Source organism: Gellertiella sp. DMC107 (assembly GCF_056313605.1).
In genome coordinates this window covers 745,015-768,896 of record NZ_JBQUZZ010000001.1, presented here as the reverse complement: position 1 = coordinate 768,896, position 23,882 = coordinate 745,015, and the positions used below count along the sequence as shown (strand labels likewise).

19 protein-coding genes are annotated in these 23,882 nt (G+C 57.6%); 2 read left to right on the top strand and 17 right to left on the bottom strand.

Features of this window, described 5'->3' with window-relative positions:
• Positions 1 to 6: 6 nt before the first annotated feature.
• The 16 genes from ACT54B_RS03620 to ACT54B_RS03545 form a co-directional block, all read right to left on the bottom strand.
• Positions 7 to 612 carry a DUF922 domain-containing Zn-dependent protease gene (locus ACT54B_RS03620; RefSeq protein ID WP_476042890.1) on the bottom strand — a complete coding sequence of 202 codons (606 nt, stop codon included), beginning with the start codon at positions 610 to 612 and terminating at the stop codon, positions 7 to 9.
• Positions 596 to 4,081, bottom strand: a complete 3,486-nt coding sequence (locus ACT54B_RS03615) for an ATP-binding protein (protein ID WP_476042889.1) — start codon at positions 4,079 to 4,081, stop codon at positions 596 to 598. Before ACT54B_RS03615 ends, ACT54B_RS03620 begins: the two co-directional genes overlap by 17 nt.
• Positions 4,078 to 5,340, bottom strand: a complete 1,263-nt coding sequence (locus ACT54B_RS03610) for a metallophosphoesterase family protein (protein WP_476042888.1) — start codon at positions 5,338 to 5,340, stop codon at positions 4,078 to 4,080. The genes ACT54B_RS03615 and ACT54B_RS03610 overlap by 4 nt, the downstream gene beginning before the upstream one ends.
• Positions 5,341 to 5,418: 78 nt before the next feature.
• The gene (locus tag ACT54B_RS03605; RefSeq protein ID WP_476042887.1) at positions 5,419 to 5,727 is read right to left on the bottom strand and encodes a hypothetical protein; all 309 of its coding nucleotides are present in this window, start codon (positions 5,725 to 5,727) and stop codon (positions 5,419 to 5,421) included.
• Positions 5,728 to 5,832: 105 nt separating this feature from the next.
• Entirely contained in the window at positions 5,833 to 7,074 is a 1,242-nt protein-coding gene (locus ACT54B_RS03600) for an NAD(P)/FAD-dependent oxidoreductase (RefSeq protein WP_476042886.1), read from the bottom strand.
• A gap of 633 nt (positions 7,075 to 7,707) precedes the next feature.
• Entirely contained in the window at positions 7,708 to 8,853 is a 1,146-nt protein-coding gene (locus tag ACT54B_RS03595; RefSeq protein WP_476042885.1) for an N-acetyl sugar amidotransferase, read from the bottom strand.
• 404 nt (positions 8,854 to 9,257) lie between these two features.
• Positions 9,258 to 10,013: an AglZ/HisF2 family acetamidino modification protein gene (locus ACT54B_RS03590; protein WP_476042884.1), complete on the bottom strand. Its 756-nt coding sequence runs from the start codon at positions 10,011 to 10,013 to the stop codon at positions 9,258 to 9,260.
• Positions 10,013 to 10,624, bottom strand: coding sequence for an imidazole glycerol phosphate synthase subunit HisH (gene hisH, locus ACT54B_RS03585; protein ID WP_476042883.1), 612 nt, complete (start codon positions 10,622 to 10,624; stop codon positions 10,013 to 10,015). The genes ACT54B_RS03590 and hisH overlap by 1 nt, the downstream gene beginning before the upstream one ends.
• Positions 10,621 to 11,853 carry an oligosaccharide flippase family protein gene (locus ACT54B_RS03580; protein ID WP_476042882.1) on the bottom strand — a complete coding sequence of 411 codons (1,233 nt, stop codon included), beginning with the start codon at positions 11,851 to 11,853 and terminating at the stop codon, positions 10,621 to 10,623. Before ACT54B_RS03580 ends, hisH begins: the two co-directional genes overlap by 4 nt.
• A gap of 468 nt (positions 11,854 to 12,321) precedes the next feature.
• Positions 12,322 to 13,539, bottom strand: coding sequence for a glycosyltransferase family 4 protein (locus tag ACT54B_RS03575; protein ID WP_476042881.1), 1,218 nt, complete (start codon positions 13,537 to 13,539; stop codon positions 12,322 to 12,324).
• A complete protein-coding gene (gene wecB / locus ACT54B_RS03570; protein ID WP_476042880.1) occupies positions 13,536 to 14,606 on the bottom strand; it encodes a non-hydrolyzing UDP-N-acetylglucosamine 2-epimerase in 1,071 nt (356 codons plus the stop codon). The genes ACT54B_RS03575 and wecB overlap by 4 nt, the downstream gene beginning before the upstream one ends.
• A gap of 41 nt (positions 14,607 to 14,647) precedes the next feature.
• A complete protein-coding gene (locus ACT54B_RS03565; protein ID WP_476042879.1) occupies positions 14,648 to 15,748 on the bottom strand; it encodes a glycosyltransferase family 4 protein in 1,101 nt (366 codons plus the stop codon).
• Between the two features lie 55 nt (positions 15,749 to 15,803).
• Entirely contained in the window at positions 15,804 to 16,904 is a 1,101-nt protein-coding gene (locus ACT54B_RS03560) for a DegT/DnrJ/EryC1/StrS family aminotransferase (protein ID WP_476042878.1), read from the bottom strand.
• Positions 16,901 to 17,461: an acyltransferase gene (locus ACT54B_RS03555; protein WP_476042877.1), complete on the bottom strand. Its 561-nt coding sequence runs from the start codon at positions 17,459 to 17,461 to the stop codon at positions 16,901 to 16,903. Before ACT54B_RS03555 ends, ACT54B_RS03560 begins: the two co-directional genes overlap by 4 nt.
• A gap of 1 nt (position 17,462) precedes the next feature.
• On the bottom strand, positions 17,463 to 18,524 hold the full coding sequence (locus tag ACT54B_RS03550) for a Gfo/Idh/MocA family protein (RefSeq protein WP_476042876.1): 1,062 nt from the start codon (positions 18,522 to 18,524) through the stop codon (positions 17,463 to 17,465).
• Between the two features lie 3 nt (positions 18,525 to 18,527).
• The gene (locus ACT54B_RS03545) at positions 18,528 to 19,832 is read right to left on the bottom strand and encodes a nucleotide sugar dehydrogenase (protein WP_476042875.1); all 1,305 of its coding nucleotides are present in this window, start codon (positions 19,830 to 19,832) and stop codon (positions 18,528 to 18,530) included.
• Between the two features lie 492 nt (positions 19,833 to 20,324).
• Here ACT54B_RS03545 and ACT54B_RS03540 point away from each other — a divergent pair, with 492 nt between their 5' ends.
• The gene (locus tag ACT54B_RS03540) at positions 20,325 to 20,933 is read left to right on the top strand and encodes a sugar transferase (RefSeq protein ID WP_476042874.1); all 609 of its coding nucleotides are present in this window, start codon (positions 20,325 to 20,327) and stop codon (positions 20,931 to 20,933) included.
• A 271-nt stretch (positions 20,934 to 21,204) separates the two neighbouring features.
• Positions 21,205 to 22,404 carry a DegT/DnrJ/EryC1/StrS family aminotransferase gene (locus tag ACT54B_RS03535; RefSeq protein WP_476043499.1) on the top strand — a complete coding sequence of 400 codons (1,200 nt, stop codon included), beginning with the start codon at positions 21,205 to 21,207 and terminating at the stop codon, positions 22,402 to 22,404.
• A gap of 120 nt (positions 22,405 to 22,524) precedes the next feature.
• On the opposite strand, the gene ACT54B_RS03530 is transcribed toward ACT54B_RS03535, so the two are convergent.
• Positions 22,525 to 23,457 (bottom strand): GNAT family N-acetyltransferase, encoded by a 933-nt coding sequence (locus ACT54B_RS03530; protein WP_476042873.1) that lies wholly within the window; start codon positions 23,455 to 23,457, stop codon positions 22,525 to 22,527.
• Positions 23,458 to 23,882 lie beyond the last annotated feature (425 nt).

Here is a 23,882-nt window from a genome sequence, read left to right as displayed (position 1 = left end):
GTCGCTTCAGCCGCCGTTGACGAGGGTGAGCACCAGTTTTTCGATCGTGCCGCCGGGCGCCATCTCGGTGCGGTCGAAGGCGTTGCTGGCCTCCTGCTGTTCGCGGGAGAGGGCGCCGAGCCGTTCCTGGAGCGCCGGATAAATCTTCTTGCATCCGGGATCGTTCTCCAGGGTGAAGCCGACCGTCGCCGCCTCGATCTTGCGGGCCATGGCCTCGATCTGCTCGCCATGCACCCGCTCATGCGCGGCAATGCCCTCCCGGAAGGCCTTCCAGCGGGCGGCAAGGGCGGGGTCAAGTGTCTCCGTGGCTTTCGGCAGCGTGTAGGTGATCACCAGTTTCGGAACGGCGGAGGCCAGCACGCAGGCCGTTCCGCGCTGCTGGTAGTCCCGTTTCCAGGTCAGCCGGAAATTCGTGTGGGCGATGGCCCGCACCGACTTGCCGACGATGGGACCGCGATGGCCGATGGATTGGTAGAGATCGATGCCGGTGCGACCCGTAACGGGGTAAGTCGCGATCTTTTCGATGGGCTTCCAGTCCGCCTGCGCCGGGGTGGCAGCCAGCGAGACCAGAACGGCCAGAACGGCCAGAAGGGCATCAGGCCGCATCCGCATGAGAGTCTCCGAGCGTGAGGATCCGCACCCCGGGCACGACGGTGCGGGCGATGTCGCAGAGATGACGGTGATGGGTGAAGTAAATGACCTGGCCGATCCGGGCCATGTCGCCGAAGAGGCGGAAGACCTCTTCCGAGCGCGGTTCGTCGAAGGTTTCCATGATGTCGTCGGCGATAAAGGGCACGGGCGGGCGGATACGGGCAAATTCTTCGTAACCGGCAAGGCGCAGCGCCAGAAAAAGCTGGTACCGGGTCCCGGTGGACATGGCGTCGGTGAGCTTCGAGCCGCCTTCGCGCGTCAGGCCGATCAGGGTTTCCCGGTCCTTGTCGGCGCGGGCGGTCAGGCCCGTATAGTCTCCGCGGGTGATCTGGCTGAAGGCTGCCGAGGCACGGCGCATCATGCCGCTTCGGTGCTTTTCCCGATAGAGTTCCAGTGCGCTTCCTGCCGCCAGCACCCCTGTCTTGAGTTTCAGGTAGCGGTAGCCCAGGTCCTCGATGGTCAGCAGCAAGGTCGCGCGACTGGCTTCGAGAGCGGCCACCGCGCCGTCGCCGCCAACGGCCTCCAGCCGGTCGCGCGCCAGCGTCCATTCGCCATAGAGCTCGCGGCTGCGGTCGCTGAGGAGCGCAACGCGATCTGCCTCGCGCCGATGCGCCTGTTCTGTCGCCTCGGCATCCACATCCGCCAGAAGCGCGATGGCAGTCTCGGCATCGGTCGTGCGAAGGGTCTCGGTGAGCTGCCGGGAGAAGGCGGCGGCCCGTTCCTCCAGCCGGTCCCGTTCCGAAAGGCGGTCGTTCAGCCGGATCGCCTCATCGAGGTCGGCGGCTTCGAAGGCTGCAAGAAGGCGGGCGCGGCGCAGGAGATGGAGATTCCAAGCCTCGCTGCGCTCGCGCTCTTCACGCTCCAGGGCGTCGATTTCCCGGGCGAGCCGGCTTCTTTCATCGGCCCGCCGCCGACGATCGGCATGGGCATCCGCCAGACTCTGCTCCCGCTCCTCGACCGTGCCCACATGAGGCAGACCGGCCAGCGTTACAAGCGCGTCGAGCTCGACCACATAGTCTCTCTGGTCTGCCTCCATGGTCCGGATGCGCTGTTCAAGCTGGGCGACGGCCTGAATACGGGCGGGAAGATCGGCAAGCGCATCGATCAATGCGCGGACTTCGGCGGGAGAGGTCTCCGGGCCGAACCAGGTTTTCGAAAGGGCGTCGCTCCAGTCCGCAGCGAAGCGTTGCCCGTGCTTTTCCGCCTCGGCAAGGTCGCGGCGGCGTTCGGCGTGCTCCGCCTTGAGTTCGGCTTCCCGTCTGGACAGATTTGCGGCGGCGGTTTCCTGGCGGCGGTGCCTGTCGAGCAGGGCCTCCGCCCGAGAACGAAGGTTGGCGTCGGCGGACTGTCCCGGCTGATCCTCACCCGCTTCCTGCAGGCTGTCGGCAAGGCGCTCCCGGGCCTTTTCGGAGTCCTTCCGGTACAGATCCAGGCGCCCCCGTGCCTCCTCAAGGGCATCCCGGGTCAGCCGCGCTTCTGCAATCCGCTCCGTCAGCAGCGATGCCGCAGCCAGGGCATCCGCAAGAGGCAGGTCGTCTCTCCATAGCCCTTCCGGAAGAAGCGCCCGGATGACAGCGGACAAGCACTCTTCCTCCCGGGCGAGTTGCTCGATTGCCTGTCTTTCCCGAGCGAGGATGTGCCTGTCCGCCGCAATAGCCCGACGAATTTCGCGCATTTCGGCCAGGTCGGCAGAACGGGCGAAGCGACGCTCGTTCACGGCGTCGTGGCGGGCCAGCAGCTGTTCGAACCGCTCTGCCGTCGTCGCCTGGAGATCGTGTCGGTGGGCGGCCCAGGCCTGATCCCGTTCCGCGCGGAGGTTCGCCGCCGCATCGTCATCCGGGACCTCCTCCGGGGAGAAGCCGGCCAGACGGGCTTCCGCCGTCGCGATCCTGGCTTCGAGGGAGCGACATTCTCCCTCATGGCGAGCCCGGTCGGCCTTGAGGGTTGCGGCGGTCTCCCGCCAGCCATCCATCTGTCGCCGGTCCGGCAGGAGAAGGGAGGCAAGCGCCTCCGGGCTGGCGAGCAGGCGGGCAAGCGGCGCCCATTGTTCGGCAAGTTGCCGCTCAAATTTCTCGACCTGCCGCTCCTCCGTCTCCAGTCGGGCCCGATCGGCCCGATCGCCCAGAGCCTCCAGCGCCGCGGAAAGTCGCGATGCGAGGGCGGGCGCCAGGGGTTTTCCAAGGGACTGCTTTTCCTCCTCCAGAGCGGCAAGCGCACGTTCCGTGCGCTCCAGTTCCCGGCTGGCCTGCAGCAGGCCCGTGTCGAGCCCGGATTTCTGGCTCAGCAAATCCCGGATACGGGCGGCAAGCGAGGCCTCCATGACCAGGCTTTCCGGCGTCGGATGGTCCGGCTTTCCGAGACTGCGCAGCAAAAGGCCGAGCGCCGCTTCCTCGGCTGCCAGGGCCTGGCGCCGGCGCGGCAGGTCGGACAGGGCGGTTCGGTATCGGGCCTGCAGGTCCTCGAGCATTTTCATGCGCTGATCGAGATCCCCGAGCGGGGTCTCGGCACCCAGCTCGCCCATCTGCTCGCGGAGCAGGGCGAGCCGGCCGCGCAGGGCTTCCAGCCGGGTCTGAATCTGCGCTTCGTCCCGGAGGAGCGGCGGCAGATCCTCTATGGCGGAACGGGAGGGCCGGGGCAGGCCGGCAAAGGGCTGGAGCGCGTCCTGCGTCTGGCGGACGTCGCGGGCAAGCGGGAGCGCTGCCAGCAGTCTTGCAAGCCGGGTCTCCTCCGCGCGGGCCTCGCCGAGGTCTTTCTCGGCCTCCCGGTAGGCACTTTCCGCCTGGCGCGCGCCGTCGACGAGCCGGGAGAAGGCAAGCGCCTGGATGTCGATTTCGGTGCGTCGTTCCTTCAGGGCGTCGAGTTCGCGCTTCAGTCGGGCAAGCTCCGTCTTCTGGCCGCGATGCCGATGCAGGCTGTCCGCCTCTTCCTGCATGGTCGCGAGCGCCCGGCCGAGATCGGCAAGGCCGGAACTCGCGGAAAAGAGCAGTGCGCCCAGATCGCCCTCGCTTTGCAGGATGGACCGCCCCCCTTCGCGCAACGACTGGTCGTCGAGAGAGAACATGGTCCGGTAAGCATCCCGCCCGATGCCGCCCAGCGCCGCCGTGAGGAGCGCCTCGTTGACAGGATGGCCGGACAGATCGACCAGAGACTGGCTTCTTTTCTTCAGGCGGGTGAGTTCATGGGTGGAACCGTCAAAGTCCAGGCTGCCGCCGACCTGAAGGGCGCTGTAGGTGTGAAGGAACCCATAATCGCTGCGCTCGGGTATACCGAACAGCAGGTCGAGAAAGCCGGAAAAGGCGGTGGATTTGCCGGCCTCGTTGAGCCCGTAGATGACGGTGAGGTCGGGATCCCCCGGTTTCGGCCGGCCGAAATCCAGTGAGACGTCGGTAAATTTGCCGTAACGCGTCAGGTCGAGCCGGTTGAGCCTCATGATGCGGCGCCCCCGGCCAGCCGGGCAATCACATCCTCGCCGCTGTCGCGCATCAGGCGATCCAGAAAGGCGTCGAATTCCGCCTCCGATGCGCCGGCGAAGCGACGGCTTTCGGGCGGAAGATCATCGAGCAGGTCGCGCACCATCTCCCTGACATCGTCGCGGAAAGAGGGGCGGGACAGCACCTCGCCGCGCATCAGGCCGGCGAGTTCGGCGACCGGATCGCTTCCGTCTTCGCGGGTGGCCGCGCCGGCGCCTTCGACCGCCAGCTCGATGCGGTCTATCCAGGCGGAGCCCAGGCCCTCGGCGCGGTGTTCCATCTCGGTGCGAAACAGATCCGCATCGCGCCGCAGGGCAAAGGCAAGGGAGGAGCGCCCCTCCAGCCGCAGACGCAAGACCGCATGGCGCGACTTCGTCGCGGCGCGCGCCTGTTCCAGCGCGGCCGTTGCCAGATCCACCAGGTGCCGCCAGTCGCGGGCACCCGAGACATCGAGCCCGACCCGGGAGAATTCCGCAAGGCTGGTCAGTCGCTCCTCGACCGATAGGGTGCCGTCATCCGCAACCGTCACCAGGCTGACCGTCTTCGGCCCGGCTTCGTTGATGTCACGCCCCTGTGGCATGCCCGGCATGATCACGGTGGCCGGGCCCGCATGGGCGCTGCGCTGGTGAATGTGGCCCAGCCCCCAATAGGCAAAGCCGGTGCGCTGCAGATCGGCCAGCGCGCAGGGCGCATAGGGATCGTGCCCCGGCGCACCATCGAGGCTCGTATGCATGAGGCCGATGTTGACGGCGCCGGCGACAGGCGCGCGAAATTTTCCCAGCAGGCTTTCCGGCGCATGCGGACGGGAAAAACTGAGGCCATGCACGGCCAGTTTCAATCCGCCCGCGTCAAGCTCCACCGCTTCGGCGCGCCCGCCGAAGATCTTGACCGATGGCGGCAGGACGAGTTCCTGCGTGATGCGGGAGAGGGCATCGTGATTGCCGCGAATCTTGAAGGTGCGGATGCCGGCCTGATCCAGGCGCGCCATCTGGCTGGCCAGAAACCGGGCCGTCTTCATGGATGTCTGGTCGCCATCGTAGAGATCGCCGGCAATCATCAGCGCGTCCACGCCTTCCTCCAGGCACAGATCGACGATGGCGATGAGGGCCTGTCGGGTCGCATCGCCGATCAGGGCCGCCAGATCCGCATTGCGGAGCGACAGCGACTTCAGCGGCGAGTCGAGATGCAGGTCGGCGGTGTGGACGAAGCGAAAAGCCATGCCTTCTAGTTAAGGACATGCGCCGCACACGGCAAGGCGGCGCGGGCCATTCTCCACCGGGCCGGCATGCTATGCGCTCTATTCGCAGGCACCCGGAATTTCGATTTCATAGGTCGTCATGCCCGGGCCGTCCGGCAGGATTGGCTTGAGATAGACCTTGAGATCGCATTCCTGAACGCGCACCGTCCATTCCTTGGCGCCATCCTCGCGGGTGCCGGTGTTGGAAATCGAGCCGATGGGCGCTTGCCGGACCGCATTGCCCACGGCCTCGCTGCCGAGAATCATGCCGATCTGTTCGCCACTGTCATAAAAACCCGAGAGAGCCGCCTGCGCCGGCAGGCTGGACAAGGCAAGAAGGGCAAAGGGCAGGGCAAGCGCGCGACGCATCCAGAACTCCTATCGGTACCGTCAATGGGACCAGGAGCCTATCGCGCCAGTGACCACGACGAGAAGCGCTTTTTTTGTTCCGATCTCGCCTTGGGCGCTGTGGCTTTAGAAACGCTGCGACGAGAATGGCGACAGATCGATCGGCAGCGGGCGCCCCGTCAGAAGATCGGCAACCAGGCGGGCGGTGCCCGCCGATTGGGTCAGCCCCAGATGGCCATGGCCGAAGGCATAGATGACACGTTTCGATGCCTTCGACGGTCCGATCACGGGAAGACTGTCCGGCAGGGAGGGGCGGAAGCCCATCCATTGCACGCCGCCTTCGGTCTTCAGACCCGGAAGGAAGCTCTTGGCGCGCGTGAGCATAGCTTCGGACCGCCTGTAGTTCGGCGGAAGCGAGAGCCCGCCCAGCTCCACCGCACCGCCGACGCGGATGCCGGTCGACAGGCGGGTGATCACGAAGCCGTGGCCGCCAAAGGTGATCTGCGTGCGCAAGTCAAAGGCGTCCGGGGGAAGCGTGGTGTTGTAGCCCCGCTCGGTTTCCAGGGGAATGCGCTCACCCAGGGAGCGGGCGATTCGGTGCGAGAAGGCGCCTGCGCAGAGCGCCACCTGCCTGGCGGAGAGGCGACGCCCATCCGCCAGAAGAAGGTCTACCCGATCGGAGGAGGGTTCGAGAGCGACCACCTCGCCACGCTCCAGCTTGCCACCATGGTGGGTGAAATGCTCGGCAAGCGCCAGCGTATAGAGTTTGGGGTCGGCAATGGAATGCCAACCGGGGGTGAAGGTGCCGCGGATGAAGCGGGGGGACAGCCCGGGCTGAATGTCGGCCATGGCCGCCGGATCCAGATGGCGGAACTCGATGCCGTGCCTCTCGCGCGCCTTCCAGCCGGGCATGGAGGCCTGAAACTCGGCTTCGCTTTCGTAGACCTGAAGATTTCCCTCCTTGCGCAGCATGGAGAGGGTGCCCGTGGCGGCAAGAAAACCCTCGAGCTCGTTGCGGGAGAGATCCATGATCGACGTCTGCGCTGCGGTCGAATGGGCCACGAGGCTGGGTGAGCAGGCCCGCCAGAAACGGTACATCCACGGCAGGATCTGGAAAGCATAGGCCGGCGGCACGCTTAACGGTCCGAGGGGATCGAGCAGCCACTTCGGTGCCTTTCGAACAATTCCGGGGGATGCAAGCGGCAGAATATCCGTAAAGGCAAAGGCCCCCGCATTGCCCGCCGACGCGCCCGCGGCCGGTCCCTCGCGCTCGACGACCGTCACGGCCAAACCCCGCGCCTGCGCCGCTATCGCCGCCGAAAGACCAACGACACCAGCCCCGATGATGATGATGTTCTGTTGGTCCAATGCATGTCTCCCTATCCGATCGCATCATCATGCGCGGCCAAGCGCATAATGATGGGGCGTTGTCACCGTCTCATCGGCGGGTAAAATACATGTTGTACGCAAAACGTATAGAGAAAAATGGGAGCAGAATGACGCATCAAGGGAGGGGCTTTCTCGATAGCCTTTCCATGCGCCGGTGGGGCAAAACAGCTTGTATGTTTGTAAGCTTAAGCGAACTCCCCCCCTCCGCGAATGACCCGTGGAAGGGGAAGTGTTGACGCGGAAGAGGTTTCTCGAGCGAATTTTCCGTATTTTGGCTGTGTTAAGATAAGAAATCACAAGATTCACGCTTCAGCTTGGCCTCTCTATATACTCTGAGACACTGCCTGCGAGGCTGTGAAGCAAGCAGGGCTCATTACACCCGAGTGTATCAGAAGTGATTTAGAGAGAAACATATTCGCACTATAAAATCGATAATTTCAACTACCTCCCTCGGAAAGCTAGCAGCAGATATCCATCCGAAGTCTAAAGCTTCTGCTATACAAGCGTACAGTATCCGGAAGACGATCCAAGTCATGTCTTGAAGGTCTCCGATGGAATCGAAGAGGTCTATATTTCCCTATCTTCGCAAGAATGCGATTTATACACAAAAAATCAAGAATAGAACGCGACGCGCCGCCCCAATATCCTTGACAAGAGCGCTTGGCCTTTCTTAGCCAAGCGTTGTTTGTTATCCCAAGTCGCAAAATCAGTATGAAGGCGGTTGGGGGCCGCCATGAGAGCATCGAATTCACTTCGAGTGATGCGAAGTTTTTTGCAGAAGTATTCGATATCTGTATCCAGTTCAAAATCGTCGTAGAGAGGCTCCTGTAGCTTTTCCAAGGCCACTTCGCGTGTCATCTGTCCAGAAACGATCAAGCTTGAGTAATGGGGTAGCCGTTTATCGTAACCGAACTTCCGCGGTAGATAATAATTCTGGAAAAGCTTGGTGAATAAAGACTCTCCATGCTTTCGTTCGTATGGCTTATAGCCAAATGTCAATTCCATTTCTTTAATGGCGTCCGCCTTGATATAGTTCATAAAGTTGAGCGGTCGCGCAGTCCGCATTTTCTTTATGACAGGATACCAGAAATAGTACTTGAAGAAGCTGATTGTGGGATAGGTCTTGAGAGGTCGGGTTCCGAAACGGGCGTGGATGGCTTTCAGGTTGACTGCGTCCATGGCGCTTCCATGCCATGCCTTGGGAAAGATGCCTTCCGTAGCAAGATTTCCGCCCGAGATGATGACGCGGATCTTGTTGGCAGTCGCAAAGTGATAAAGACTCGCGAAAAATGCATGATCCTGCGGCACATCCTGGTTGGGAATGCCGGCTTTCAGATATGCAAGGTGAAGGTCGCGCATCTCTTCCCAGTCAATCACGTGGGTATGTAGATCATAACCGCAATGTTTTACCACTCGCTCGATATTCGCCACGGCGAGTTCGCTGTTCCAGCCTGCATCGACATGAACAACCAATGGGCGAAGGCCCCAGTCTTTCATTTTCAGCGCAAGATATGTGCTGTCCGCACCTCCGGAAAGACCTAATATGCAGTCATATTCCTTGCCTTTTCCCTCCGCCTTGATCCGGTTGAGCATTTGTTGAAGTTTGGCCTCGCCTTCTGGGCCAGGGAACCATTGAGTCTGCCTCAATGCATCAAAGGAATGACAATGGTTGCATACCCCCGATGCGTCGAATCTTATATCTGGGTCGGTGGTGTCCATCACGCAACGCGAACATCTTTGATATTTCAGGGTAGTCATGTGGCAAAAAAATTCCCTGCAATTGAGCGATTGTCACTCGGAGTGATAGTGCAAAAGGTTCAGATGGACAAGTTGCTTGGATGCAGCACAACCGCAACAATTCCCTACAGCGATATCAGGGCGATTTTACCGACTCGCTCGTTAGTTGCTCTATCTTAAATTTAAGAGCCCTACCCTATCTGAGATGTCATATTTATGACGTACGCCCATTCTCGATATGAAGGTTTAATTTTGGGCTGCTATGATAAAGCCGTCTAATGTGTTCGCTTGAAAATCGAACCCTCTCCAGGGGATACTATTTCGAAATTTACACCACAACGGATATAAGATTGCTTCTTCAAAAAGAAGAATATACATTTAACTTTTTAAATATTGATAACTGAATCGATTTTTAAAGACTGCCATCAGGATTGCACCAATTCATGGGGGTTGTAGTTTATAAGAACGGCGCGGTGCTTCCCATGAAACACGAACATGCTGCCTGCAGCGACCGCCGATGCGCGCCCGATATCCAGAGCACTGCGCAGGTGCTCAATGGTTCCGGCACCTCCGCAGGCCACGACAGGCACAGTCACGCTGTCGGACACCAGCTTGATCAATTTCGTGTCAAAGCCGGCCATTGTTCCGTCGGCATCGATGTTGTTTATGAATATTTCTCCGGCGCCAGCTGCCACCAGCGCTCGCGCATGTTCCTGAAGATTGAGGCCGGTATCGACGGTGCCAGATTTTGCGGCCACCCGGTATCCCCGCAGCATCGAATGCCGGACATCGATTGCGCCCACAACAGCCTGACTTCCGAATGCATCGGCGGACTTTGTGATCACGTCCATGTTGCCGGAGGCTGCCGCGCTATTGATGACCACTTTTTCCACGCCGGAGCGGATCAATTGACGGACTTCCTCATAGCTGGTGATGCCACCTCCATAGGCCATGGGCATGAGGCACTCGCCTGCTATTTCCTGTATGAGATCAAAGTTCGGCGCCCGTCCTTCACGGGAAGCATCAATATCCAGAATCACGATCTCATCCGCTTCTTTTTCGGAAAAGATTCTGACGGCGTTCACAGGGTCGCCCACATAGACGGAATCTTTGAACTTCTTCGTTTTGACGAGTCCATGGCCGCGCAGGAGCAGGACCGGGATGACGCGAGGACGAAACATCAGAGGGTGCCTCCCGCAAAATTTCCAAGCAAGGTCTTGCCGAACCGGTGACTTTTTTCCGGATGGAACTGAACCCCTGCGATGTTGCCGGCTGCGACGCCTGCGGCGAAGGAAAGGCCATAATGGGCGTTTAGGATGCTGATGGAAGGGTCCGCAGGCATGAGGTAATAGCTGTGAACAAAATAGAAGCGCGCATCTTCCTTGAGCCCCTGAACCAACGGGTGCTCGGGTTGCGGCCTCTCTACCTCAGTCCAACCCATGTGGGGAATGCGGAGTCCTTCCAGCGAGGGAAACCGTTTTACCTTCATGTCCAGCCATCCAAGGCCAGGCTCGTTTCCTTCCTCGCTCTCTTTGCCCAGCATCTGCGCTCCCACGCATATACCGAGGAGGGGTGTTCCCTGAGCGATCTTTTCCTCCAGCAGAGGGACAAGGCCACTGGCTCGTATATTGCGCATGCAGGTGTCGAAATGGCCGTTCCCGGGAAGAATGATCTTGTCGGCTTCTGCAATCACATTCGGGTTGGCGGTAATGACACTTGCGTGGCCTATCCTTCGCAGCATGTTCGCCACGGCGCCCAAATTGCCGATGTCGTAGTCGATGATTGCGATCATGCTGTCCTGCTATTGCTGAAGCGGTAGGAAAGGAAAATGTAAACCACGTAAAGAAGGCTATACCCGATTGCATAAGATGCAAGCGAGTCCTGGTATGTCGAGAAAGCAAGCAAGGAGATGAGCGTCATCGCAAAAAGGCAAATTTGCCACACCAGATCAGCGGACTGCTTTTGTGCAATATAGAACGTATAGCTCAGAGGGCTGGCCACAAAGCGCAACGCAAAGAGAGGCAGGAGGATTATTGCGGCCCGACCGGCTTCGATCCAGCGTGGCCCGAAGGCAAAGACAAACAAATCTTCGCCAAAGAACCAGAATACGCAGGTCGCGAGCAACGAGCCTGCGGCGAGGACAGTAAAGGTTTCCAGGTAGGCTGCTCTGCAATTGCCGATCGTTCTGAAGCTTTCCGAAGCCCGTCGCTTGAACACGTCCAGAACCGCTGAGCCGAGCAGGGATATGGGGGCGCCCAGCATGCGAAACGCCATCGCAACATATCCCGCGCTTTCTGCGCCAAAGCGGTGCGCGATGATGGTGAGGGGCAGTTGTGCCGCAGCGGTGTTAATCGTATCGGCTGGCAACGCAAAGAGGGGAAAACGGCGATACTTCCGCCAGAAGGCAGTGAGGTTTGTCCATCCCCCAGACAGGCGCGGGGGCCTGAACAAGGAAATCATCACTGCGAGACCCGCTGTCACGCCGAGCAACTGAGCCGTGGCGAGGCTGGCCGTCGAGGGCATTGCAAAGCCCACGCCAATCTGTAGCGCTGTGACCAGGGCAGCCTGGGTGATACGCATCATCGAAAGCGCCTTGAAACGCCCTTCTGCGGCCGCCCAAGCCTGGAAAATCAGCACGCCGGCCGCCGCAGCCACCGCAGGCACATAAAGCACAATCAGATAGGCCGGAGCGGCGGGCAAATAATGTCTGAAGGCGAAATAGAGCAGAATGCCGGGAAGCGATACCGCAGAGAGAATAAGGCCGAGGGTCGTCAGGGCCATCGTCGCCGCTTGCGCCCGTTCCTCTCCGTCCGGCTCGAGGGCAAGGGTCATTTCAAAGCGCCCCGTTGCAAACACGGCCCCAAGGGAAACCAGTCCGAACCAAGCCATGAAGATGCCGAAGTCCGAGGGGGTATAAATCCGGGCAATAACGAGCGAGCCGAGAACCGGAATCATCTGTGCCGTCGCCGTACCGGAAAAGACCAACGCAACGGCACGCCAATAGGCTTTCCGACCTGTCAAAACAGCAATCCTTCTCCGTTTATGACCGCCCGGCCCTGGCAACTGTGTCCCGCATTGGATCCCTCTGCCGCCTTGGCGAAGAAGCCTTGCTGCGCATGGCATTGAGCACGCACGTTACGAATTCGTTTGTGTGATTTGCAGGATCGCTTTATCCGACGGACCAATGAACTGTAAAGGATCTAGTCCCGCTTCCAGGGACATCTGTCCTGCGCTTCCATCGATTTGCCCTTTGACACATGCCTGTTTCATCTGCGCAAAATAGCCCCTTACAAGTGCTCCGCGATAGCCTTATAGCAAGTCAACCTTTATCAAAACAACCTAGGGTGAGTAGAAATTTCGTGCGTATCCGCAGTGCGCTCGGAAGCCTGATCCCACAAAGTTACGTCAGAAAGCCGGCACCGAGAAAGCGATTTTTCTTGGAAAAGGCTACTGAACACATCCACGGTACCTGTTTAGCCATTTGCTCTCTCAAAGCATAAGCGCGTCTAACCTGCGCCCTAAGGTTTCAGCCAAAAGCTTCGTATCATGATGTTCCAACAAGTAGGCCCGACCATTCTTGCCCATATTGTGGAGGCGATCGGATGGCATCGCGGCAAGTTCCAGCATTGCGTCAGCAAGCTTTTCCGGGTCGTCGGGTTCTACCGTTATTCCGGCGTTGGCGTCCTTGACCGGATTGTTTCCCGCCAAACAGGCGAAAACGATAGGTCGTCCCGCTGCCATATAATCAAAAAGCTTGTTGGAGCTTATCCCATACTTGAACACGGGTGTATCAGCAAGATTGAATACAAAGGCGTCCGCCTCGGATGCTATATTGGGTATCTGCGACTTGGGCACCGGATCCTCAAAAGATACGTTTGTCAAATTCAGGCCGGCAGCCTTTTCGCGCAATTTCATCTTTTGGGGGCCATCGCCGATAAAGCGGCAGAATATCGGTCTATCCGCATGACGCGATTGGATAATCACCATCGCATCAAGTATATTATCAAGATTATTGGCGAGTCCATGGGCGCCAAAATACATAAAGGTGAATTTTTTATTTTGTGTGAGCGGTAAAGGTTCAGGCCCTGGGTCGGCACCGTTCGGCAACCAAAGAATTTTGCTTCTGTCTATTCCACGAGAAGCAATGTAATCAATGGAATAAGGTAGCAAAGTTATTACCATTGCTGCCTTGCGGTACAGATATTTCTCAAGAATGAACATCATCCAGGAAGCGGGATGATTTTTCCCCAATCGCCCGATATCGATCAGCGTCTGTGGCCAAAGATCGCGTACCTCAAACACAAAAGGTACACCGAATTTTTTGGCAAGGCGTAGTCCTGCCCATGCGGCGAGCGGATGCACACTCGAGCCTATTACGACATCAGGTCGGGGCAGGCCTGATTGTTCACCGGGTCGCAGCCCAAGCGCCTTGATCGTATAGTCCAGCATGTTGCCGACGCGATCAAAGCCGTTTGCTGCATATGTCCGGCATTTCAGCCATAGGAAATGAACTCCATCAATGGTCTGGAGCCTGCTTGTTTCCTGATCTTGGAGGCGTTGTCGCCCGGTGCCATGTTCCACGCTCGACGCTACGAGATAAGCATCCCAACCTTGTTCCCTGAGATTTTTGGCCAACGAGAAATGCCTCGTGCCACCAGGGCCACCTGGTTCCTGTGCGTAATGGTTGAGAACCCATACTACTTTCATCTGGCGAGAACCCCTGCAATCCGGTCGGCTGCGGTTCCGTCGCCGTATGGCGCGATTTCAGCACCCTTACTCCCGATTCGTGCGCGGATCCGGGCGGCGACATCAGACGTTCCGGGTTGCAGGAGAATGTTCCAGCCTGACTGGACCAACTCTACCCATTCCGTCTCATCCCGCAACGTGACGCAGGGAACCTTGAAAAAGAAGGCTTCCTTTTGAACACCTCCGGAGTCGGTGGCGATCAGGGAAGCGCGTGATTCGAGGGAAATCATATCGAGATAACCGACTGGGTCTATCACGGTCACTTTTCGGAATGTAAATTCCAGCTGTGCCAGTTTCTGCTTGGTCCGCGGATGAAGCGGCAGCACGACGGGAATGGATTCCGCAATCTCATCCAATCCTTTCACGATGCTGAGAAGTCGCTCGGGTACATCCGTGTTTTCTGCGCGATGAATGGTCGACAGCACAAAAGGACGGCTTTCGAGGCCAAGGCGTGCCAAGATGTTGCTCCGTTCGGCCGCAACCTTTGCAAAGCGCAGGGAGGCATCATACATGACGTCGCCCGTTTCGTGGATCAAAGAGGCATCAATCCCCTCGTGCAGCAGGTTTTCCCGCGCAACATCCGTCGAAGCGAAAAGAAGCTGAGATACGTGGTCGGTGAGAATCCGGTTGATCTCTTCCGGCATTTTCTTGTTGAACGACCTTAGCCCCGCTTCGACATGCGCAACTGGTATGTGAAGCTTTGCAGCGGCGAGGGCGCCCGCCAGAGTGGAGTTGGTATCTCCGTAGACCAGCACATAGTCCGGCTTGAGTTCGATCATAAGAGGTTCGATCTGCTGGAGCATTGCGCCCGTCATGGCGCCATGTCCTCCTCCATGAATATCCAGATTATAGGCAGGGGGGGCAATTCCAAGCTCGTCGAAAAATATGTCGGACATTCCAGCATCAAAATGCTGGCCAGTATGGACAAGTACTTCTTGCACTACCCCAGTCTTCTTCAAGGCGATACTGACTGGTGCAACCTTTATGAATTGCGGCCGAGCGCCGACAACCGTCATGATCTTTTTCATATTCTACTGCCTTTAGCTTGTAAGATTAGGTGGTGCGGGGCTTATGCAAAGTGCTGATAAAAGGCGACTAGCTTTCTCGCTTCCGCCGGCCAGTTGTAAATCTGATGCACCGCATTTTTGCCCCGCTCTCCCATAGCTTTTGCAAGCGCGGGATTCTGAGCAATCTTATCGATCGCTTCGGCTATTTCTTTCGGGTTTTGGGGATCGACGCAAATTCCACAATCAACCCCTTCTATTATTTCGCGCCATAGAGGAAAATTCGACGCAATTACGGGGAGGCCCGCCGACATATACTCAAACATTTTGTTCGGCTGAGAATCCAAGTGGTTTGGAGCTGGCAGAAATGTAACAAGACCGGCGATAGAGCGAGCCATGACTCTTCCGACCTCCTCGCGACTGATCACTCCCAAGTCGTTCACAGTCGACCATCCCGCCATCGCTTCTAGCGTTGAATGAAGATTTCTTTCCGACATGGGGCCGGCCAGGTTCAGGCGCAGGCCGCCAGAGACCAGGCTCATGGCCGTAACTATTTCTCGAGCCCCTCTTATCGTGGAGACTCCGCCAATGTAACAAACTTCAGGGGTTTTGATGAGCCCTTCGACAGCAATTTCCAATTCTCCTGGTAAAGGGAAATTGTTGACCGTCTCGGCGTGGGCGTTCATTCCCTTTAACTTAAGGCCGATGCTTGGCGTTGCTGCGACCACGCCGCTGAAATAAGGGAAAGCTAGGCGTTCGCCGATTTCGGCTAAAATCGATACGCAGCGGCGCAAAACAGCTGGAATGTAGGCCTTTGATAAAATTTGCTTAGGCAAATCCTCATGGGCGTCAAAAACAACCTTTTTTCCCCGCATTCGCAATCTTAGACCGATTGGGATGAGCTCAGGATCATGCATGTGGTAAATGTCTGCATCCAGTAGCAATGCTTGTTTCAGTATTTTCCTGGTGGATTCGGTCATGCGACGTAGTCGGCCAGAGGCACGTCCTACATCCAAAATACGAATGCCTTCTTTAACTTCTTCACCTTTTCCGTCTGCGACAATCAGGGAAACGTCGTGGCCGGCTTCCTTCAAGCTGCGGCACTGTTTCAGATAGATCCTGACATCATAGCGACTATGCGCAGACGTAAGGTGAACAACTTTCATGCTTTATCCAATTCCTTATTGTGCAGTCCAGTTATGTTACGGTGCAAAATTATCCCTAGAGTAGAGATACAATACGTTCCTGATCGTCCGAGGACAGATAGGGGTGCATGGGCAAGCTGAATACGCTATCGGCGAGGTATTCGGTATTTGCCAAGTCTCCCGATATACGGCAGAGATCCGCATAGGCTGGCTGGCGGTGCAATGGCGTCGGATAATGAATTGCCGTCGGAATGTCAGCGGCCTTCAACGTTGCCAGCAATTGCTCCCGCTGGTCCGAAATCACCGTGAATTGCGCCCATACCGACGTGCGCCCGGGCCTTACGGCAACGGTCCTCACAGAATTCTTACCCGAGAGCAAGGCGATGTAACGGTCGCCGATGGCAATACGCTGCGCCACTTCCCAGTCGAAGCGCTCCAGCTTGGCCAGCACGACCGCGCATTGCAGGGTGTCCATGCGGCCACCCACGCCGATGCGGGTGTGATAGTAGCGGCGTTCCTGACCGTGTACGCGAATTTCGCGCATCGCTTTCGCAAGTTCGGCATCGTCCGTGAAGATCGCGCCGCCATCGCCGTAGCAGCCCAAGGGCTTGCTGGGGAAGAAGCTGGTGCAGCCAATGCGCGACACGTTGCAAGATTTGCGGCCATGATAATCAGCGCCAAAACTTTGTGCAGCATCTTCGATCACGGCTATATTGCCGTGGCGCGCAGCGATGTCGTTGATGGCATCCATATCAGCCGTCTGACCATACAGCGAGACGGGAATAATGGCGCGTGTGCGTTCGGTAATTGCGGCCTCGATGCGGGAAGCATCAATGTTGCAGGTGTCCCGTTCCACATCCACGAAAACCGGAACGGCGCCGACAAGCGCAATCACTTCGGCGGTTGCGATGAAGGTGAAGGCGGTCGTGATCACTTCATCTCCCGGCTTCACACCCAGTGCCATAAGGGCGATAAGCAGCGCTTCGGTGCCCGAAGAGACAGTGATGCAATGGGAGGAGCCGGTATAGGTTTCGAGCTTTTCCTCCAACTCCCTTACTTCCGGACCCATGATGTACTGGCCATGATCCAGCACTTTTTGTATGCGGCTATCAACCGCGTGCTTGAGCTCTGCATACTGCGACTTGAGGTCGATGAAATCCAGGCGTCTGGCGGTCATAGGGGTTTGCACTCCGTGGCAGAAATTTCATAACGGGCACCGCATTCACAGGTGACAGTCCCTGTGCCTTTGAGTTGCGACCCACAAAGACACATCCAGCCTTTACGCTTGGCGGGCACGCCAAGCATAAGGGCAAAGGCTGGAACGTCCGTGTTCACGACCGCGCCCGCACCGATGAAGGCATGATCGCCGATCGTGTTTCCGCAGACAATCGTGCAGTTTGCGCCGAGCGTAGCGCCTTTGCCCACCACGGTCTGCCGATATTCCGCTTTACGGTTGATCGCGGAGCGAGGATTGTAGACGTTCGTGAAGACCATACTCGGACCGCAGAAAACGTCGTCGCCCAGTCGCACCGCATCATAGACCGAAACGTTGTTCTGGATCTTCACATTGTTGCCGATGACAACATCGTTGCCAACGAAAACATTCTGACCAAAGGAACATCCGGTGCCAATCCTGGCGCCGCCGCAAATATGCGCCCAGTGCCAGACTCTGCTGCCGTCGCCGATTTGCGCGCCTTCATCGACGATGGCCGTGGGGTGTATAGAGACGGCCATGTCAGTAATCCAGCGGCAGGGCGATACGCTTACCGTCACGCGCCGAGAGGTAGGCCGCGATCAGGGTTTCCAGGGAGCGCAGCCCTTCGCGACCGTCGGTCTCCGGCGTATCTTCTCCCCGGAGTACGTTGATCACATTGTCATAATACAGGGGATGTCCAAATCCGTAGACGGACGTCGTCGAATAGGATGCATTCTTGACTTCAGCATCGTCAGGATGCGGTTCGGCAAATTCCCAGTGCTGAATTTCGTTGACGGCAACGCCGCCCACACGCACCGTGCCTTTTTCACCGATGATGGTGATGCTGCCTTCCAGATTCTTCGGGTAGGTCAGCATCGTTACATTCATCGAACCCAGCGCGCCAGAGCGCCAGCGAACGCTCATGACAGCGGTATCTTCCGTCTCGATGTTTCTGGCAAGCGTCGCAGTGTAGGCTTGAAGGCTCTCGATCGGTCCGATCATCCAGTCCAGCAGGTCAACGTAGTGGCTTGCCTGGTTCATCAACGCGCCGCCATCGAATTCCCAGGTCCCGCGCCACGCAGCACTATCATAATAGTCCTGGGGGCGGGTCCAGAAGACATTGAGGTTGACCATGTAGATCCGACCGAAGCGCTTCTGGTCGATTGCCCGCTTCAAAAGCTGGAGCGTTGCATTGCGGCGATTCTGCTTGACAACGAAAAGGCGCACATTGGCATCATCGCAAGCCTTCACCATACGAAGACCATCTTGCCAGCGCGTTGCCATGGGCTTCTCGGTCATCACATGTCTGCCGGTCGCAGCCACTTCCACAGCCTGTTCGGCATGAAGGCCGCTCGGGGTGGTCAACACGACAATGTCCGCATCAGTGTGGCTCAGAAGATCTGAAAGCTTGGCGTGGGGACGCGCGCCGGTCAGCGCCGCAGCCTTTTCAAGAGCGGCAGCGTCGATGTCGCAAACATCGACAATCTCGCAACGGTTTCCATGCTGCTGCATGGCAGCGAAATGATTCTGCGCGATACGGCCACAGCCAACGAGGGCGAATTTGATCTTTCGATCAGTAATTCCGGGAGCGAAGCTACGCATGGATCAGGCCTTTGTTATATGGTCGGTGGGCTCGAGATAACGGCCTCGCGCATCCACGATCAACTTGGAGTGTTCACGGATCAGGTCGTAGTCGAACCGGTCATGGTCGGTGGCAAGCAGCACGCAGTCGTAGCTTGCCAGCACGTCCGCGTTCAGCGGTACGCTGGAAAGATCGAAGTGATGTTCGCGCATCTTCGGGAATGTCGGAATATGGGGGTCCGAGTAAGCAATCTCCGCTCCCATATCCCGGAGCTTTTCCATCAACATGACGGAGGGCGATTCCCGCATGTCGTCCACATTCTTCTTGTAAGCGATCCCAAGAACCAGAATGCGGCTGCCGGCAACCGATTTGCGGGCCGTGTTGAGGGACGACATGATCTTCGAGATCACATAGTCCGGCATCGACGAGTTGATTTCGCCGGCCAGTTCAATGAAGCGGGTGTGAACCCCGTATTCGCGCGCTTTCCAGGTCAGGTAGAAAGGATCGATCGGGATGCAGTGTCCGCCGAGGCCGGGACCCGGATAATAGGGAACGAAGCCGAAAGGCTTGGTCGCCGCCGCACGGATGACCTCATGAATATCTATACCCATCCGGTCTGCCACAATCTTCATTTCGTTGACCAAGCCGATATTGACCGCCCGGTGAATGTTCTCGAGCAGTTTTGTGAGTTCGGCGGCGCGGGTCGAGCTCACGGGCACGACACGGTCGATGACCTGGCCATACAGCGCCAAGCCGACTTCAAGGCATTCCGGCGTGCAGCCACCGCAAACTTTTGGAATCGTGCGCGTGGTGAAGTTCGGGTTGCCCGGATCCTCGCGTTCCGGCGAGAACACGAGATAATAGTCTTTGCCGATGGTGAAACCAGCCCGCTCGATACGCGGCTGCAATTCTTCTTCCGTCGTGCCGGGGTAGGTTGTGCTTTCCAGCGACATGACCTGTCCGGCCCGAAGATGAGGAACAAGGCTCTCGACGGTATTGAGCACAAAGCTCAGGTCAGGCTCCCGGTAGCGGTTCAGAGGGGTCGGCACGCACAGGATCAGTGCGTCGACCTCTTGGGCGCGGGCGAAATTGGTCGTCGCTTCGAAGCCGCGCTCCCGAGCCGAGCGGATGGCATTGCCGTCGATATGTTCGATGTAGGATTCACCGGCATTCAGGCGGGCAACCTTGGTCTCCTCGATATCAAATCCGAGAACTTTGTACCCGACTTCCGAGTAGCGCAGCATCAGGGGCAGCCCTACATAGCCGAGGCCCACGATGCCGATGACCGCGTCTTTGCTGTTCAATTTCTGCACGAGATCGGATGCCATGTTTGCCTTTCCTCGGGTACCGCCTGTGGCTATCGTGTCCACAGGGTATCATTACCTAATCGTATTTGCCTGCGGGAGATGTAGACGCTCATGAAATCCGCGCCAAAACACCGATCCGCAATCTAGACCTGCACCGACAGTCAGGTGCGTCATATCGAGTTGGATTGTATTTTTCAACGGATCTAGAGCATCTTGAAACAGGTTATTTTGGTCGCATCCTTCTATATTGGACGACATATGCCGGCCAGAGCATGCGTGGTCTCCCCTTTTGTTCTTGCAACCTTCGGTGAGCTCATGCGTATGACGCGCGTGGTTCATATATGTAGAATGGCGGAACGGGACGACCTGTGATTCTTTTATTTGGCTCACCAAGCGTGTAGAGGCTGTAAGAATCTGTTCCCTTGTCAGCAGGGGAACCGAGAATTATGGTGCCGCCGGTTCAGGGAAACAGGTCCCTGCGACAAAGGCAGTGCGGATCGTACGGGCAAGAAATTGAAACGGCTTATCGATATTCTCCTGAGCCTTGTTGCTCTTTTTTTGTTTTTACCGGTCATCGTAGTGCTCGCCTTGCTCGTGAGGGTCAAGCTCGGCTCTCCGGTGTTCTTCACGCAGGTTCGGGCCGGTCAGAACTGCAAGCCCTTCCGCATGATCAAGTTTCGCAGCATGACGAACGCTGTGGGTGCAGATGGACAGCTTTTGCCGGACGACATGCGCCTTACCCGTTTTGGCCGCTTTCTGCGTTCTTCGAGCATGGACGAGCTTCCTGAGCTGATCAACGTTCTCAAAGGCGATATGAGCCTTGTCGGTCCGAGGCCTTTGCTGATGGACTATGTTCCGCTGTATTCCACCGAGCAATTGCGCAGGCAAGAGGTGAAACCCGGTGTGACTGGATGGGCGCAGGTGAATGGGCGCAATGCCTTGTCGTGGGAAGAGCGCTTCAAGATGGATGTCTGGTATGTGGATCATGTAAACCCCTTGCTCGACCTGAAAATTCTTTACCTGACAGTTGTGACGGTGCTGTCGCGCAAAGGCGTAAGCCAAGAAGGCCAGGCGACCATGAGCCGTTTCACCGGTACGGCCGGCCTCGGCAAGGCAGAGTAACGGACATTCGATCGCCAGCTGGTGACCAGAACCAGGGCAGAGGCTTCCTGCGCCACGTGTTGAAACGGCACCTGGGGGACGCCTGACGGCAGCATGAAAGGTAAGATTGATGGTTATGCAGGTTCCTTGGTGTCGGGCCAGACGGTAGCTGATCGGATCATGAGCGGATGGGGTGTGATCACGGGCACGCGTGCTTTTCCAACCCCGAATAGACTTGAAGGCGTGTCGTGGTAGCCATCCCGCGCGCCCTACAACAGGAAAGCGACAAATTATGCTGAACACGCCCTTTTCGCCTTGGCCGAGTTTTACCGAAGAAGAAGGTGATGCCGTTCGCAACGTGCTTCTGTCCAACCGCGTCAATTACTGGACGGGCGAAGAGTGCCGGCAATTCGAAGCGGAATTCGCGAGCTGGTGCGGCACCGCCCACGCGATCTCGCTGGCAAACGGAACGCTTGCCCTGGATGTTGCCTTGAAGGCCCTCGATGTCGGCCCGGGAGACGAGGTGGTGGTGACCCCTCGCACCTTCCTTGCCTCCGTATCCTGTGTTGTCAATGCAGGCGCCAAGCCGGTCTTTGCTGAAGTGGACCGGGAGAGCGGAAACATAACCGCCGATACGATATCTGCCGTTCTTTCCCCGCGGACCAAGGCCGTCATCTGTGTCCATATCGGTGGCTGGCCCTGCGATATGGATCCGATCATGGCTCTCGCCGACCAGCATGGCTTCCGTGTTATCGAGGACTGCGCCCAAGCGCACGGCGCTCTTTATAAAGGGCGGAGCGTCGGTTCCATCGGCCATATCGGTGCCTGGTCTTTCTGTCAGGACAAGATCATGACCACCGGCGGGGAAGGGGGCATGGTAACGACGCAGAACAGCGAATGGTGGTCCAGAATGTGGTCGTACAAGGATCACGGCAAGTCCTATGATGCGGTCTACAATCGGCAGCACCCGCCAGGCTTCAGATGGCTCCACGAAAGTTTTGGCACCAATTGGCGCATGCTGGAAATGCAGGCTGTACTCGGCCGTTATCAGTTGAAGCGCATGGAGGACTGGACGACAATCCGCAACAGGAATGCGATGATGATCGCGGAAGGATTGTACCCTTTCTCCGGCGAGAAAGGTCCTGTTCGCTTGCCGACGCTGCCTCATGAGGATGAAGGCAGCAAGCATGCCTTTTACAAATTCTACTTCTACGTACAGCAGGAAAATCTTGCCGCCGGCTGGAACCGGGATCGCATTATCGAGAGTGTAAACGCACGCGGCGTGCCCTGCTATCAAGGCTCCTGCTCGGAAGTTTATCTGGAGAAAGCCTTTGACGGAACCGGATTCAGGCCGGCGAACCGTCTGCCGATCGCCCGTGAGTTGGGAGAGACGAGTGTGATGCTGCTTGTGCATCCAACCTTGACGCAAGGCGAGATCGGGAAAACCAGGGAAGCACTGCAGGATGTGCTTTCAGAGGCGATGGCCGCCTAAGCGGCTTGGTCGCCTGTAACGGGATGCGCCCGCTTGCACGAAGCGGGTGCCGTAGCCAGGGTTTTATGTTCAGCCGGTGCCCGGCAATGCCGGCACGTATGTTTTTGCAGAACGTCTTATTCATCCATAATCGACATCAAGCAGCTCGAACCGCCCTATGGTGTTCCGGTGACTTTCCAGGCAGTTGGACTGGATCAGGAATTTTCTTTCCGTCAGCCGCTTCGGCAACGCAAATCCGCTGGTGAGCCGGACAGCGTTGTTCCAGCCCGCGTATAAAAAGGCGCTACGCCCTGATGCGTGGCAAAGGCGCCTTATCAAGGCGCCGAAGGGCCTTGCTGGTTTTCTGTGCTCCGCTCCAAAGGTAGCGCAGATAACCAGAGCGGGTATGGAACGAATATTGCGCGGCGATGCCAGAATAGCTGTCTCGCCATCGGTCGCGCAGAGATAGCTATGGATGGGTGAACTGATCCGGTCGTGTAGCTGTTGCCGGGAAAGCTGCACGCCTCCCATATCGGCTCCTTCCTCGCAGCGGACGCACGCCTCCGCGATTTGCGTCATGTCATTCAGCACGACTATAGGTCGACCTCCGCCTCCCAAGGTCAGGGGGGCAGCAAATCCAAGACGAGCGGGCAATGCGGTTACTTCATTCATGCCAAAAAAGCGGCGGTTCAGGACCGAGGCACCCTGATTGGCATAGGCAAAAATATGGGAAGTTCCTTCGGCGGATATGATCTTTTTCATTTCCTTGTACAGGCTGCTTGCCACCTTAGCGCCGCGGTATTCCGGAGAAACGAAAAGATCGACCAGTTCCGCAGCCGTGCTCAAGGTGCCGTTGACGCGAAAAGGCTTGAAAAAGCACGCCAACTGGCCGACTTTCAGGTCACCCGAAAAGGCTGAAACGATTGTGGCCCTGTCATACCCCTTGCTGTAGCTCCACGAAAATCTTTCGGGAGAAAGCTCGGGGCTATGTTTTTGAAAGGCAGCGCAGGCGATGTTCGATGTCAGTTTTGGGTCAAGCTCGCTTGCATTTTCTATGCGTACCTGGATCTCCATGGGGATGCCTTTACTGACAGATGGCGACAGCGACCGACCGGGAGAGATGTCTTGGCGGCAAAAATCTTCCCGCAGATGCCGTCGCCTTGAAAGAATGCAGCGTCGAATATCGTATCGACATCCTTCATTTTCCTTACGATCCTGTCGTCATAGTTGCAGTCAGTGGCCATTCGGCCTGACAGAAGCGGAATTCCCGCAAATATGGGTATCGAGTCTCCTTCTGTTTCCTGAGAAAGCGGGCGAGAATATCTTGGCACCGGCATGCTGGTGTTTTCTTCATAAAAAACCTTCGACTATTCGGAAGCTATCCTCTGCGCTTCGCGGGAATTTTTGAGATTTCCTTCTTAAATTACGCCTGTAGGCGATCAATTTTCACTTGTCCTGGTTGTCGGGGTTGGTTCAACCTTTTCACCGGTTGACCGTCT